The organism is Novosphingobium sp. TK46 (assembly GCF_055361525.1).
Genome location: NZ_CM143963.1, coordinates 2,774,314 through 2,788,527 on the forward strand (window position 1 = coordinate 2,774,314; position 14,214 = coordinate 2,788,527).

13 protein-coding genes and 2 riboswitches are annotated in these 14,214 nt (G+C 63.6%); of the genes, 7 read left to right on the forward strand and 6 right to left on the reverse strand.

The features are described 5' to 3' along the window. The first annotated feature begins 564 nt into the window (after positions 1-564). Complete coding sequence (locus tag ACXJ1Z_RS13280; RefSeq protein ID WP_463777247.1) at positions 565-1,668, forward strand: NADH:flavin oxidoreductase/NADH oxidase; 1,104 nt, start codon at positions 565-567, stop codon at positions 1,666-1,668. Between the two features lie 113 nt (positions 1,669-1,781). Here the strand turns inward: ACXJ1Z_RS13280 and ACXJ1Z_RS13285 are convergent, their stop codons facing one another. Continuing rightward, positions 1,782-2,219 carry a hypothetical protein gene (locus ACXJ1Z_RS13285; RefSeq protein ID WP_463777248.1) on the reverse strand — a complete coding sequence of 146 codons (438 nt, stop codon included), beginning with the start codon at positions 2,217-2,219 and terminating at the stop codon, positions 1,782-1,784. Positions 2,220-2,548: 329 nt separating this feature from the next. Further along, positions 2,549-2,652: riboswitch (glycine riboswitch) on the forward strand. A gap of 1 nt (position 2,653) precedes the next feature. Then, a riboswitch (glycine riboswitch) is annotated at positions 2,654-2,772 on the forward strand. 33 nt (positions 2,773-2,805) lie between these two features. Between ACXJ1Z_RS13285 and gcvT the strand changes: the two genes are divergently transcribed. The 5 genes from gcvT (at position 2,806) to ACXJ1Z_RS13310 (ending at position 7,990) form a co-directional block, all read left to right on the forward strand. Further along, the gene (gene gcvT, locus ACXJ1Z_RS13290; RefSeq protein ID WP_463777250.1) at positions 2,806-3,984 is read left to right on the forward strand and encodes a glycine cleavage system aminomethyltransferase GcvT; all 1,179 of its coding nucleotides are present in this window, start codon (positions 2,806-2,808) and stop codon (positions 3,982-3,984) included. Positions 3,985-3,992: 8 nt separating this feature from the next. Further along, complete coding sequence (gene gcvH / locus ACXJ1Z_RS13295) at positions 3,993-4,364, forward strand: glycine cleavage system protein GcvH (protein WP_463777251.1); 372 nt, start codon at positions 3,993-3,995, stop codon at positions 4,362-4,364. A 111-nt stretch (positions 4,365-4,475) separates the two neighbouring features. After that, entirely contained in the window at positions 4,476-5,834 is a 1,359-nt protein-coding gene (gene gcvPA / locus ACXJ1Z_RS13300; protein WP_463777252.1) for an aminomethyl-transferring glycine dehydrogenase subunit GcvPA, read from the forward strand. Beyond that, positions 5,831-7,432: an aminomethyl-transferring glycine dehydrogenase subunit GcvPB gene (gcvPB, locus tag ACXJ1Z_RS13305; RefSeq protein WP_463777254.1), complete on the forward strand. Its 1,602-nt coding sequence runs from the start codon at positions 5,831-5,833 to the stop codon at positions 7,430-7,432. Before gcvPA ends, gcvPB begins: the two co-directional genes overlap by 4 nt. A gap of 27 nt (positions 7,433-7,459) precedes the next feature. Next, positions 7,460-7,990: a CcdC protein domain-containing protein gene (locus ACXJ1Z_RS13310; protein WP_463777256.1), complete on the forward strand. Its 531-nt coding sequence runs from the start codon at positions 7,460-7,462 to the stop codon at positions 7,988-7,990. A 62-nt stretch (positions 7,991-8,052) separates the two neighbouring features. Here the strand turns inward: ACXJ1Z_RS13310 and ACXJ1Z_RS13315 are convergent, their stop codons facing one another. Next, positions 8,053-8,190 (reverse strand): entericidin A/B family lipoprotein, encoded by a 138-nt coding sequence (locus ACXJ1Z_RS13315; protein ID WP_463777257.1) that lies wholly within the window; start codon positions 8,188-8,190, stop codon positions 8,053-8,055. A gap of 96 nt (positions 8,191-8,286) precedes the next feature. After that, positions 8,287-9,231: a DMT family transporter gene (locus tag ACXJ1Z_RS13320; RefSeq protein ID WP_463777258.1), complete on the reverse strand. Its 945-nt coding sequence runs from the start codon at positions 9,229-9,231 to the stop codon at positions 8,287-8,289. Between the two features lie 45 nt (positions 9,232-9,276). Here ACXJ1Z_RS13320 and ACXJ1Z_RS13325 point away from each other — a divergent pair, with 45 nt between their 5' ends. Continuing rightward, on the forward strand, positions 9,277-9,483 hold the full coding sequence (locus tag ACXJ1Z_RS13325) for a hypothetical protein (RefSeq protein WP_463777260.1): 207 nt from the start codon (positions 9,277-9,279) through the stop codon (positions 9,481-9,483). 39 nt (positions 9,484-9,522) lie between these two features. Here ACXJ1Z_RS13325 and ACXJ1Z_RS13330 read toward each other — a convergent pair whose 3' ends face one another. From ACXJ1Z_RS13330 to ACXJ1Z_RS13340, 3 genes are all read right to left on the reverse strand, one after another. Then, positions 9,523-11,040 (reverse strand): TadA family conjugal transfer-associated ATPase, encoded by a 1,518-nt coding sequence (locus ACXJ1Z_RS13330; protein WP_463777261.1) that lies wholly within the window; start codon positions 11,038-11,040, stop codon positions 9,523-9,525. A 63-nt stretch (positions 11,041-11,103) separates the two neighbouring features. Continuing rightward, positions 11,104-12,651, reverse strand: coding sequence for a hypothetical protein (locus tag ACXJ1Z_RS13335; RefSeq protein ID WP_463777263.1), 1,548 nt, complete (start codon positions 12,649-12,651; stop codon positions 11,104-11,106). Next, positions 12,651-14,081: an ArnT family glycosyltransferase gene (locus ACXJ1Z_RS13340; RefSeq protein ID WP_463777265.1), complete on the reverse strand. Its 1,431-nt coding sequence runs from the start codon at positions 14,079-14,081 to the stop codon at positions 12,651-12,653. The genes ACXJ1Z_RS13335 and ACXJ1Z_RS13340 overlap by 1 nt, the downstream gene beginning before the upstream one ends. Positions 14,082-14,214 lie beyond the last annotated feature (133 nt).

Genomic DNA, 14,214 nt, shown 5'->3' on the forward strand with positions numbered 1-14,214 from the left:
CACGGGCACTTACCTTCGCGAGATCTTCGCGTGGTAGTGCCCGTGTCGCGGGTTCCTGACGATCTACGGTTTCCTGAACGCCGGCGAGCGCTGTCACACCATTGTTGGCAAAGGCTTTGCTCCGCGTTCGTTGACGAAGCCGATGCCGGCATGCTTGCCACACAACCTGACGCGTACATGCGCGCCCATATATCAGCGCTATCTATGGCGTATCTCGGCGCCTCCGGTTGATCGCCCAGCAGCTTCCCAATCCCAGGCAGTTCAATCTCTCGGCCAATCGTGAGCCGACCGCCATGTGCCGCATGCCTCGGTACGATTGCCCGCACGCGTCGGAGTCATCATACGGTCGAGCCGCCGCCCATAGCCGGCGTGGCTTCGCATTTGCCCTGCATCGCACGCGACCAATCATCCTTCCAGTTCTCGGTTGCATTTTTGTGCACCCACCGCGCGATCTTGGCGACAGTCACGACCTTGTGGCTCCGGCTCCGCGACCCCAAGTCGTTCCGACGCGATCGACGACCATAAGGTCCTGTGCGACGACTGCAGCAAGGAGCATCCCCCCGCGTGTCCTCACCCAAATTGTTCGAGCCGCTGACTGTCGGTGGCCTGTCGCTGCGCAATCGCATTATCATCGCACCCATGTGTCAGTATTCCGCAGTGAATGGCTGCATGACGGAATGGCACGCGATGCATCTGGGCCAGTTGGCACAATCAGGAGCCGCGTTGCTGACGATCGAGGCGAGTGCCGTCGTGCCGGAAGGACGCATCTCGTATGGCGACGTGGGGCTGTGGGATGACGCATCCGAAGCGGCGATGGCGAAAGTGCTCAAGAGCGTGCGTCAGTATTCCGACATGCCGATCGCGATTCAGCTCGCGCACGCCGGACGCAAGGCGTCGACCGATCTACCTTGGCTCGGTGGCAAGCAGATCGCTCCGGATCATGCTGATGGTTGGCAAACCCAAGCGCCATCTCCGGTGCCTTTCGCCAAGGACGAGAACGCCCCGGCCGAGCTCAGTCAGGATCAGATAGCCGCGCTGATCGATGCGTTCGCGCAAGCCGCTCGGCGCGCCGGTCGGTTGGGGCTCGACGCCGTTCAGGTGCATGCGGCTCATGGCTATCTCATCCACCAGTTCCTCTCGCCGCTGTCCAACCAGCGTACCGATGAGTACGGTGGCAGCCTGGAAAACCGGATGCGGTTCTGCCTCGAGGTCTATGACGCAGTGCGCGCGGCGTTCCCCGCCGGGCGACCAGTGACGGTGCGGGCATCAGGCTCGGACTGGGTGGATGGCGGCTGGGATGCCGAGCAGACCGTGGCGCTGTTCCAGGCTCTCGAAGCCAGGGGTTGCGATGCCGCCCATATCAGCAGCGGTGGGCTCGACCCACGTCAGCAGATTCCTATCGGACCGAACTATCAGGTGCCGCTTGCGCGTGCGGTGAAGCAGGGAACGGGGCTCCCGGTCGTGGCGGTAGGCCTCATCACCGACTATGAGCAGGCAGAAGCGATCATCGGGACCGGCGACGCCGACATGATCGCCCTGGCCCGCACCATTCTCTACGATCCGCGCTGGCCTTGGCACGCTGCCGCGCATCTGGGCGCCAGCGTAAAGGCCGCGCCGCAGTATCTGCGGTCCCAGCCGCGCCAGTACAAGCACCTGTTCGACGCTTGAGCTGACGCATTTCGACCATGCTTCCGAATGCGAAGCATGGTCGAAATGGTGCCATGATAAGGGTTGGTCAGCCTGGGCCGAGGACCGCTGAACCCTGACGTATCAGGCGGGGTTCACGCAGCGAGGCGGCGGACGGCAGGCTGAAGACGAGCGACCATGTCGATCACTTCGCCGATTTGCCCATCGTCATACCCCGCCTGGCGCGCTTCGGCCAGCGCGGATGCCGGTAGCGTATAGCCGCTATGCCAGGCGTGGACGGCCAGACGGCGCAAGGCTTCGAGCCGCTCGTTGGCCAGCACCGGTGAGGGCCGCGCGGGGCCGAGCACCAGCCGCGCCAGCCAAGAACGGCGGGCGTAAGGACGCAAGGTCGTCAGCTTATCTTCGCGTGCAAGTTCGACGACCCGGCGTTCCAGCAGCGTCAGCGGCTGCGCCGCCTCGACCAGGTCGGAGGCCTCGATCGAACGCGGCGCGCCACGCGGCACCGCGAACAGGGCGGTGTGGGCGATGGGCAATCCGGCGGGGGCGGCGTCTGCAAATTCGATAAAGGCCATGTCACTCGATCCCTGTTGCAAAAGGGCCCTGGTGCATGCCCCTATGGGGGACACGGGCACACACCAGGGCGTCTTCCGACGCTGGGGGGGGAAGCGTCGGAAAGGGGTAGGCAGCACGCGGGATCGGGAAGATCGGGAGTGACTGGCTAACGTTCTTTCTATACCAAGCAGTATGGAAGCAGGGAACGTCGCTGTCAACGCACTTTCTGTACCGAATGGTATTTTAGTTGGAAAGGGTGTTCTTGCTTGGTGGTAATGGGCGGTGTGCCCCAAGGTGCCGGTGACATTCGTTGACTTGCGACAGCACGTCTCCCATCGTCTTCCGGATCGCTGACAGCGCGGGAGAGACTGGCTTGATTCGTTTGCGGATCAGGTTGGCGCCGAAGGAGCAACCGCCCCGGAAACTCTCAGGCAAAAGGACCGCGCAGCGTCTATAGCGAGACTCTGGAAAGTGTCGTGCTCAAGCCGAGCAGGGCCGCCGAAGGTGTAACCCAGCAGGCCGACCTGTGGCGGCTGGGGAAAGCTCTCAGGTTTCCGTGACAGAGGGGGCACCTGATGGTGTGCCAATGCTGTGCGGAGCTGTGTCTTGAGCGAAATTGATATCCCCGAAGACGGTCTCGACGAACAAGTCGAAGCGCTCGAGACACAATTGTTGCCGCTCGACTTGTGGCATCGTGAGCGGGGCGGTCGCATGGTCGAGTTCGCCGGATACTGGATGCCGGTCCAGTACGAAGGCATCATTGCCGAGCATTTGTGGACGCGCCAGAATGCCGGACTGTTCGATGTCAGCCACATGGGCCAACTCGGGGTTTCCAGCGCCGATGGTGATCAGGCCGCGGCGGCGCGCGCGCTCGAAGCCTTGCTTCCCGGTGATATCTCGGCGCTCAAACCGGGCCGCATGCGCTATTCGCTGCTGCTGGACGAAAACGGCGGCGTGCTCGACGACCTGATCGCGCTCAACACCGGCCACGATTATGCCATCGTCGTCAACGGAGCCACCAAGTGGGACGATATCGCTCACCTGCGTGAGCATCTGCCCGACGAGATCACCCTGAGCCATCGCGACGACCTGGGCTTGCTTGCCTTGCAGGGCCCTAAGGCGGTCGACGCGCTGGCACGCCTTGAACTTGTGCCGGCCGACGAGCTTCGCGTGCCGGTCTCCTCGCTCAAGTTCATGCAGGCGGGCGTCTATGACTGGGATGGACGGACTCTGGCGATCAGCCGGTCCGGCTACACCGGCGAAGACGGCTTCGAGATATCCGTGCATGGTGAGCATATCGCCGCGCTTGCCGATGCGCTTTGCGAACAGCCCGAGGTCAAGCCGATCGGTCTGGGCGCCCGCGATTCTCTCAGGCTCGAGGCGGCCTTGCCGCTTTATGGCCATGACCTTACGCCCGATATCGATCCCGTCAGCGCCGGACTGGCATTCGCGCTATCCAAGCGGCGACGCGAAGAGGGCGGCTTCCTTGGCGCGGAACGGGTGCTTGCCTTGCTGGCGGCCGGAACCGCGAAGACCCGCGTCGGGCTCGTTCTCGAAGGCCGACAGGCCGCGCGCGAAGGCGCTACCATCTGGCAGGGTGGCCGACAGGTTGGTCGGGTGACATCAGGTGGCTTCTCGCCAAGCCTGCAGACACCGATCGCCATGGCCTATGTCGATCATCCCAGCGCCGCTGAGGGTACCGTGCTGGAAGTGGACGTGCGCGGCAAGCGCCTGACTGCGCGCGTCGTGCCCATGCCTTTCATCCCCCACCGCTACAACCGTTGAGGAAAATCATGACCCGCTACTTCACCAAAGAACACGAATGGATCGATGTCGATGGCGACACCGGCACCGTCGGGATCACCGATTATGCGCAAGGCCAGTTGGGCGACATAACGTTCGTTGAACTGCCGGCGGAAGGAGCCGCGATCGGCAAAGGCGATTCGGTTTCAGTCGTCGATTCCGTCAAAGCCGCCTCGGACGTCTATGCGCCTGTTTCGGGCACCGTCACCGAGGCCAATCCGGCGCTGGCCGAGGCCCCGGAACTCGTCAATACCGACGCGGAAACCGGTGGGTGGCTCTACCGGGTAAGCCTGGCCGACACCGCCGAACTTGAGACGCTGCTTGATGAAGTAGCCTACAAGGACTTCGTCGCAAGTCTCTAATTTCGCTGTCCGATACGATCTTCGAACGTCACCTCGCGCGGGCTGGTTTGCACCAGCGGGCCGGGTCGTTGAAATCCCGAGGGTCATGATCAACGCCGGAGCCGCTGCCTGATGCGCTATCTACCTCTTACTGCCGACGACCGTGCCGCGATGCTGGGCGTCATCGGCGCCGCTTCGGTCGATGATCTGTTCATCGATGTTCCCGCAGAGGCCCGACTTGCCGGTCCGGTCGAAGGGCTCGCCCTTCACGCCAGCGAACTGGCGGTCGAGCGGCACATGAGCCGATTGGCAGGCAAGAACCTGACGGCGGGCAGCGTGCCGTTTTTCCTGGGCGCGGGTGCCTATCGCCATCATATCCCTGCCTCGGTCGATCACCTGATCCAGCGTGGCGAGTTCCTGACCGCCTACACGCCTTACCAGCCGGAGATCGCGCAAGGCACGTTGCAGGTTTTGTTCGAGTTCCAGACGCAGGTCGCGCGGCTCTTCGGTACCGATGTCGCCAACGCCTCGATGTATGATGGCTCGACCGCGTGCTGGGAGGCTATCTTGATGGCAGGCCGCATCACCCGCCGCAGCCGTGCCGTGCTTTCGGGTGGGCTTCACCCGCATTATGCCCAAGTCGTCCACACGCTCGCCCGGTTTACCGGCGACGAGATCGACGCGCGCCTGCCCGCGCTCGAGGCCGAGCCGGATGATGCGACGCTGATTGCCGCGATCGACGACAAGACGTCCTGCGTGGTCGTGCAGTATCCCGACATACTTGGCCGCATTCCCGATCTGGCCGCCATCGCCGAAGCCGCACATGCCAAAGGCGCGCTGCTGATCACGGTCGTTACCGAGCCGGTCGCGCTCGGGCTGATCGAGGCACCGGGGAACCTTGGCGCGGATATCGTCGTCGGGGAAGGGCAGTCGCTCGGTGTCGGGCTGCAATTTGGCGGCCCTTACCTTGGCCTGTTCGGCTGTCGCGAAAAGTTCGTGCGGCAGATGCCGGGTCGGCTGTGTGGCCAGACCGTCGACGCGGAGGGCAAACGTGGGTTCGTCCTCACGCTGTCGACGCGAGAACAGCATATCCGGCGTGAGAAGGCGACGAGTAATATCTGCACGAACTCAGGGCTTTGTGCGTTGGCTTTCAGCATTCACATGACGCTGCTTGGCGGCGCGGGCCTGGGCCGTCTGGCGCGGATCAATCATGCGCGCACCCAGGCGATGATCGCTCGGCTGACCAAGGTGCCGGGCGTATCCTGCCTCAATACGACGTACTTCAACGAGGCGACGCTGCTGCTGCCGGACGATGCGCGCGAAGTCGTGCGCGCCTTGGCGGATCGGGGTGTGCTTGCCGGCGTGTCACTCGGCCGCCTGTTTCCGGGCATCGCTGGCCTTGCGAAAGGTCTGCTGGTCACGGCGACGGAGACCGTCACCGATGAGGATATCGAGACTTTCGCCACCGAGCTTGAGGGAGTCCTGGCATGACCGCAACCAACACCGCAGGTTGGCGTCCGACGATGGGCAGCCACGACCTCGACACCCACAAATTGACAACGAACAGCGGCGACTATGCGCTTATGCTGGAAGAGGCACTGAGCTTCGAGCTCGGCGATAGCGGCAAGTGTGGCGTCGACATGGACGAGCCGGCCCAAGGCCCTTTGGCTGGTCTGCGTTTGCGCGCCGAGGCGCCCGATCTGCCAGGCCTGACTGAGCCCGAGACGGTGCGGCATTACACCCGGCTGTCGCGGCAGAACTATGCGATTGACCTTGGGCCGTTCCCGCTTGGCTCATGCACGATGAAGCACAACCCGCGGCTCAACGAGAAAGTCGCGCGCTTCCCCGGCTTCGCCGATGTCCACCCGCTACAGCCGCAGCAGAGCGTGCAGGGCGCTTTGGCGGTGATCAACGAACTGGCGCACTGGCTCATCGCGCTGACCGGAATGCACGGCGTGGCGATGACGCCCAAGGCCGGCGCACACGGGGAGCTTTGCGGACTGCTATGCATCAAGGCGGCGATCGAAGCCCGAGGCGAAACCCGTCCGGTAATCCTCGTCCCGGAAAGCGCGCATGGGACCAATCCGGCTACCGCCGCCTTCGCCGGATTCAGAGTGGAGAACATCCCCGCCACGCGTGCGGGCCGCGTGGATCTGGCGGCGTTGCAGGCCCGATTGGGGCCGGATGTCGCCGGCGTGATGATCACCAATCCCAACACTTGCGGGCTGTTCGAGCCTGACATGAAGGCCATTTCCGACGCTGTTCACGCCGCCGGTGGCTATGTCTATTGCGACGGCGCCAATTTCAACGCGATCGTCGGTCGCGTACGGCCTGGTGATCTTGGCATCGACGCGATGCACATCAACCTGCACAAGACGTTCTCGACCCCGCATGGCGGCGGTGGTCCGGGATCCGGTCCGGTCGTGCTGTCCGAAGCGCTCGCACCGTTCGGACCGCTGCCGTTCACCGCGAAGACCGAGGATGGCGTCATCCATCTGGTGGAGGAAGCCGAGGCTGAAGAGTTCGGTCATCGTCAGGCTTTCGGGCGGATGTCGGCGTTTCATGGCCAGATGGGTATGTTTACCCGCGCCCTCACTTATATTCTGAGCCACGGCGCCGATGGATTGCGCCAGGTGGCCGAGGACGCGGTGCTCAATGCCAACTACGTGCTGCGCAGTCTCGACGACGTGCTGGTGGCGCCTTTCGGCGATAGCGGCCCATGCATGCACGAGGCGCTGTTCAGCGATCGCGGGTTCGCGGAAGGGTTCTCGACTCTCGACGTCGCCAAGGGTCTGATCGACGAGGGCTTCCATCCAATGACGGTCTATTTCCCGCTGGTGGTGCACGGAGCCATGCTGGTCGAGCCGACCGAGACCGAGAGCAAGGCAGGCCTCGACCGCTTCATCTCGTCCTTGCGCAGCGTTGCCGAGCGGGCGCGAGCAGGAGACGAAAGCCTGCATTCCGCGCCGCACTTCGCGCCCCGCCGACGGCTTGATGAAACCCTGGCCGCACGCAAGCCGGTGCTGGTGTGGAAGGGCGACCCCGCGCCCGCCGGCACGCCCACGCTCAGTGAAATCGGCGGGAGCTGACGCGCGATGCCGACCGCCAGGACGCTGATGAGCTACTTGCCGCTGGCGATCTTCATCGGCGTCATGTGCTGGCGGATGCGGACGATGGACAAGGCCAGACCGCTCCGGCTGCGCACCTTGTGGGTGATGCCGGTGCTCTTCGTTCTGCTGGTGGGTTTCATCGTGTTCAGCATGCCGCCGGGCAGGATCGGTATCGTCAGTCTCGTGCTCGGCGGAGTGATCGGCGCTGGCATCGGCTGGCAGCGGGCGCGCTTGCTGCGGTTACATCTGGAGGGCGAAGGCGCGCATGCAAAGGTGATGATGCGGCAGTCGCGAGCAGCGTTACTGCTGCTGATGGCCTTGGCCGGGGTGCGCACTCTGGCTCGGTCGGCCACGGGGGCGGCACCTATGGCAGGCGGATTCGTGGCGGTGCATGCGTCGGACGGATCGCTCGCGTTTACCGATGGCATGCTAGGGTTCGCGTTGGGAATTATCGTTGCTCAAAGGCTCGGCTTGTGGCGGCGAGCCCGGATGCTGATGTCCGGCGGTAATAGCAGGATGAACGTTTCTATCGATTGACCGCGGTGGCGGCCACCACGACGCCGACTTTCGCCAGCGTCACGATCGCCGCCGTTGCAGCCTTAGTTGCCCTTGATCGCGTCTTCGCCGGCCTGGCCTGCCGACTGCACGTCCTTGCCTGCACCCTTGACGGTGTTGCAAGCCGATGCACCGAACGCCAAGCTACCGGCCACGAGTGCGAATACGACTTTCTTCATCATACGAATTTCCTTTCACGGGTGAGACGCGGCACGCGCCAGGGGACGCACCTGCGCACCAAACCGCCAACTTCGAAAGGTGTTCCCACGCCTGCAGGATCAATCTTCCTCAAGCGCGCTCGCAGGTGAAATCGCACGGGCCATGCGATGCTCGCGCCAGGTGATGATCATGCCGGCCGCGACGATCAGCGGGGCGCCAAGCCATGTGACGCGTGGGGGCAATTGGTCCCAGATCAGCCAGCCGTAAAGGGTCGACCAGATGAGGGCGGTGTAATCCATCACGATGACGGTCGCCACGGCGGCATGGCGCAACGCCAGCGTGATAAGCAACTGGGCGCCGGTACCGGCCAGGCCGATGCCGATGAGAAGCAGCCACTGCCAGGCCGTGTGAGGCGTGGCATAAAGCGGCATGAGTACCCCGGCGAAGACGGTGCCGTAGAAACCGAACCAGAATACGCAGGCGACTGGCGCTTCGGTGCGGGACAGGTCGCGAATCTGGAAGCTGACCGACGCCACGACGAGCCCGGCGGTCAGCCCGGCGGCGACGCCCAGCAGCGATACGGGCACATGCCCTGGCTGCGCCACGATCAGCACGCCTGCAAATCCCAAAGTGACCGCAGCCCAGCGCCAGGGCCCGACATGCTGGCGAATGACCAGCGCGGAGATGACGACCGCGAACAGCGGCGTCGTGAAGCCGAGCGTGGTCGCCTCGGCGAGCGGCAGCAGCATCGCCGCCGACACGTTGCAAAGAAGACCGAAGGTACCGGTCATCGCCCGCCGTGCATGGCTGGCCATGCGGTTGGTGCGCAGCAGGCCAAGATTGCCGGTAAGGGCAAGGCCGCCGAGCAGCGTCGGGACAGTCACCGTCTGGCGCCAGAACATCACCTCGGGCGCGGCGATCCCGCTGTCACCAGCCAGCTTCACCAGCATGAACATCGTCGCAAGGAGCAGCATCGCGGCGGCGCGCAACATCAGGCCCAGCAGGGCCCGCTCGGTGCGATGCTGCACCGGATCGGGTGACGACGGCTTGGGCAGGGAGATCACGGGCCCCGCGTTGAACTGACAGCGTGGGCGTGGCAAGCGCGGCGCATGGATCCGACAGACCATTGGCTGGCTATCGGCGGCTGCGCGGCCGCAGTTTTGTCCTGCCTCGCCTGGTGGGGCGATCATCGACGGGGCAAGCGATCCCATCTCGATCGCGTTGGGTGGGTGCCGTGGACTGGCGTGTTCTTCTGGTCTTTCATGGCCGCGGTTCTGCTGCTCGGCCTCGCCGGCAAGGCTTGGCTGCAGGGCTAGGGGTGCCTGCCGTATTTCCTCGGCGTACGGGTTATACGGTCACAGGCAGGCTTCGAGGTATGCCTGATCGAAGCCGAACATGCGCGCCTTTTCCAGCGTGTAGGGCCTGAGGCCAGAGGGGCGGAACTCGCCGATGATCTTGCCATCGTCGGTTTCGTCCAGATACTCGAACTTGAACAGCTCCTGCGTCACGATGACATCGCCCTCCATGCCGATGACTTCGGTGATGTTGGTCGTGCGGCGCGAGCCATCGCGCAGGCGCTTTACCTGGACGATGAGATCCACCGATTCGGCGATCTGGCGGCTGATGGCTTCCTTGGGGATCTTGATGTCGCCCATCAGGATCATGTTCTCCATCCGGCCGAGGCACTCGCGCGGGCTGTTGGCGTGCAGCGTGCACATCGATCCATCGTGGCCGGTGTTCATGGCGGCAAGCAGGTCGAATGCCTCGGCGCCACGAATTTCGCCCAGGATGATCCGGTCGGGGCGCATACGCAGGGCGTTCTTGACGAGATCGCCGATGCTGATCGCGCCTTGGCCTTCAAGGTTCGGCGGGCGGGTTTCGAGCGGAAGCCAGTGCGGCTGCTGCAGCCGCAGTTCGGCCGCGTCCTCAATCGTCAGCACGCGCTCGCCCGGATCGATCATCTTCGACAGCGCATTGAGCATCGTCGTCTTGCCGGAGCCGGTACCGCCCGAGATGACCACGTTCATCCGGCAGGCGCCGGCGATCTTGAGCGCGGTCGCCATCTTGTCACTCATCGACCCGAAGTCGCGCAGCATGTCGATGGTGATCGGCTTTTCGGAGAACTTGCGGATCGAGATCGCGGTGCCACGCAAGCTGAGCGGCGGCACGATCACGTTGACGCGGCTGCCGTCCTTCAGGCGGGCATCGGCCAGCGGCGTGGTCTGGTCGACCCGGCGGCCGACCTGGTTGACGATGCGCTGGGCGATCTGGAACAGATGCTGCTCGTCGCGGAAACGGATACCGGCGACCTGCAGCTTGCCGTTCTTTTCGATGTAGGTCTGGTTCGGACCGTTGACCATGATGTCCGAGATGTCGGGGTCGTTAAGCAGCTCCTCGAGCGGGCCGAAGCCCAGCAGTTCGTCGATCAGCACCTTTTCCAGCGCGAACTGCTCGCGCCGGTTGAAGGTGATCTTCAGCTCGGCCAGCACTTCCATGATGATCGGGCGAAATTCTTCGGACAGCTCGTCCTTGGTCAGCGTCGCTGCGGCCTCGGGGTCGACTCGCTCCAGCAGGCGCGGCAGCACCTGTTCCTTGATCTTGTGGATCGAGACCTCGAAGCCGTCCTGTTCGTTTTCGGCGTGTACCGCATTCGCGCGGTCGGCCAAGCGCGCCATCGCATCGTCGAGCGGATTGGCCGGGGAAATCGACGCTTCGCCGCCCGGGATCGGCGGAAACTGGTCACCCCCGCCCGGTAGCGGCACCTGGTTGATCCGATCGGGCGCCGGGCCCTTGAGCGGCTTGGCCACACCGAACGCGGGGCGCGCGCCCTGGTTCATCCCGCCGATGCCGTTGCGTCGCCCGAATGCCGTCATGCTTACATCAACCCCTTGCGCGCGGCGTTTTGCCTGGCGCGATGCGATCCGAAGCACCGGCTATTAAGGTTGAAGCTTTGATAACTTCCTAATGCGCTGAGCAGGCACGATAAGCGGATCGTCGACCGAGAACACCGCCGCGTCTGGGCCGCGCCATATCGTGGTCAGGCCATTGCGGTGCGGGATCGCGGCGGGGGCCACCCCCACGACCCAGACGCGCGTGAAGGCGCGCACCGGCATCGCCTGCAATGACTGACTGAGGGTCGGTTGCATCCCGCACCGAGCTGGGAAGAACAACTGGCGATCGTCGGTGGCGAATCGACCCGCAGCGGGGAAGTCGACACTGAGCGGATTCATGCTCGAGTTCGCCCACTGATCGTTCGCGAAAACATGCTTGCGCGTCAAAGCCACGCTGCCGATGTGCGAGAACCAGGGTAGTGCCCATTCGGTCTGGCATGGCATCTCGATCAGTGTCGCGAGGCGGGTTTGCGTGGGAATGGCTTGCAACGCGGCGAGGTGCGCTTCCAGTTCGCGCTCACGCTGATGATAGACGTGGGCGGTAAGTGCCAGGCGAAAGCCAAGGAAAAGCAGGGCTGACAACATCATCCAACGCGAGGGCAGGTGCCGTTCGCGAAGGGCAAGCAGGCCCAGCATCACCACGTAAGGTGCCAGACGCATGTCGGCGAACACCGAGCCGAAAATCTGTCGCGGCAGCAGCAGGAACGCGGCGAGTGCTATCGCGGCGGACAGCGCAAACGTGCGGTCCACGGCATGTCGGTTGCTACGCCAGCCGGCATATACGACCAGGAGCAGGACACCGGCGCAAAGCTTGTCTGTCCACTCCCAGCTCAGGCGAAGGGTTCCGATGATCCACGCCGCCTTTTCCGCCAAGTCGAACCAGCCGTCGATCCCGGCCCCCGCGGCGGAGCTTCGCCACAGCAGCATCGGCAGCAGCGGTGCCAGCAAAGGCCAGCACTGCCGCAACGGTGCCAGCACGATAGATACGGTGGATCGTTCGCGTTGCGACGCTTTCGCCAGACTGTCAGCCGTGCAAAGAATACCCATGAACGCCCAGCCAAACGTGTGGCAGGACCATACCGCGAGGCTGATCGGAACGAACAGCGCCATGCGCATCGAGCGATCACCTATTCGCAGCCACAACGTGAACGCCAGCAGCGCGAGCGCCATCGAAAGCGAGAAATTCAGAAAGCCCCAGGTGAAAGGGAGTGAATAGACCAGTGTCAGCGAGAGTAGCGCGAAAGGCGTGATCCGTCCGTGTATCTGGCGTGACAACAGCAGGATGGCTGTTGCCGCCAACAACGGAACCATAACGATCACGACCCTGGCTGCGGCCAGCGCGCTTATGATCGGGTGCATCGCCTGCACCAGCAAGTCTGCCCCGAGATTGCCGATGACTTGCCAGCGGAATGCGTAGAATTGCCGCAGCCAGGGCTGGCCATCCAAGCCCGTCTGCAATTCGTAGCGGCCGATATGGCCCAGAACGTCGATCATCGGCGGCGTCGTCAGAAACATCACCGGCAGCGCAACGATCAGCAGCAGTACCGCCGCTCCGAGCAGGTTATCAACGCGCTTGGCAAGCGATGTGGGCATCAGCCAATCCAGCCGCAGCGGCTATAGACGTTCTGCGTCTGTGCGCCGTTGTGGTCGTAGATCGTGAAAGACCGCAGCTTGCGGCAGGTCTTCAAATAGGCGCCGAGCTGCGCGACGTTCGCCTCGTTGATCGGGCGTGCGACGATCGGATCCTGCACCACGATCGTTTCCGGTTGGCCTGCGATGATCCGCCGCATTTCTTCCACTTCGTCGATCCCGCTGACACCGCTTTCGGCGCCTTCGTAAAGATGTGGCGGAAACGCCAGACGGCTTGGCGGCACCGCCCCGGTCAACACATAGAGGTAATTGGGAATCCCCCAAACCAGCAACCGCTTGTGCGCAGTTTCGGCGCGTACATAGTCGACCAGCGCTGGCGTTGCCTTGTGCGCACGCCATCGGGTGACGAGGTTGAGCGTGTTGCCATAAAACAGGCTCACCGCCACCATCGCGACGAACCCGATCCGACCGATCGATCGCCGCTCGAACAATATTGCGGACAGTATGCAAAGCGGGGGGAGGATGGGAATGGCGTAATGATAGAAGATGTTCGGGAAAACCGCGACCGCCAGGACCGCGACCACAGCCCAGGCGGCGATGAATACGAGCCCGGGGTCACGTCGCTCATCGCGGGATAGCTCGCGCCATCCCAGTATCGCGAAGACGATCGGCATACCCAGCAAACCCATAAGCGCACCGAAGCGATAGAGCCGGCCCCACGGACCGTCGTAAAGACGGGTGAAGTTCGAACTGACGAGCGCCTGCCACAACTCGGGCAAATGGCGGATATGCCAGTACCATGCGAAGATCGCCGCCATCGGCGCCAGCGCTACTGCCGCCAGCAGCGTGATCCGGGTTCCGGATCGGGTTAGGCTCTGGCGGCTTTTCAGCAACTGCCACGAGATGAACAGGCCAAAGAAGCCCGCTTCAATGAATGCCGATTGCTTGAACGCCACTGCTAGTCCGGCCCCTGCCATCCCCATGATGACCGCAGCGTCGATCCGACCCTGCCGCAAGGCTTCAAGGCGCGACGTGATGGTCCATGCCGCAAAGATCATCAGGGTCGTGTACCAGACCGGGGCCTGGCCGCTCGCCCCACCGAACCGACCCAGCAACGCCAGGTACGCGATGCCGGCTAGCAACGCCGGGACGCCCGCGGTGAAACGCTTTGCTATTCTGGCAATGCCATAAGCACCAAGCGTCGCGCACAGTGCCGCCGCCACCTGGAAAGCCAGTACCGATCGCGAAACGCTCGCGATCGCGGCATAGAGCAGGTAGAGAGCCGGCGGCTTGCGATCCCAGATATCGACGTAGAGCGTGGCGCCATCGAGCAGGCGGCGGCCGACGAGAGCGTAGAATTGCTCGTCGATGTCGTAGTTCCACTCGCCGAACGTCGCGCCGCGAAACACGAACGCGACGCCAAGCAAGACCAAGGCATGCGCAAGTCGAGAGGTTTCAAGCACAGACCGCCAGCGTGGTACCGGCGCTGATGGCATCGCGGGTCCGACCGATGCGATCGACGAGTTGGTTGCAGACGGACCCATTGGCGAGGGTTTCCCAAAAGCA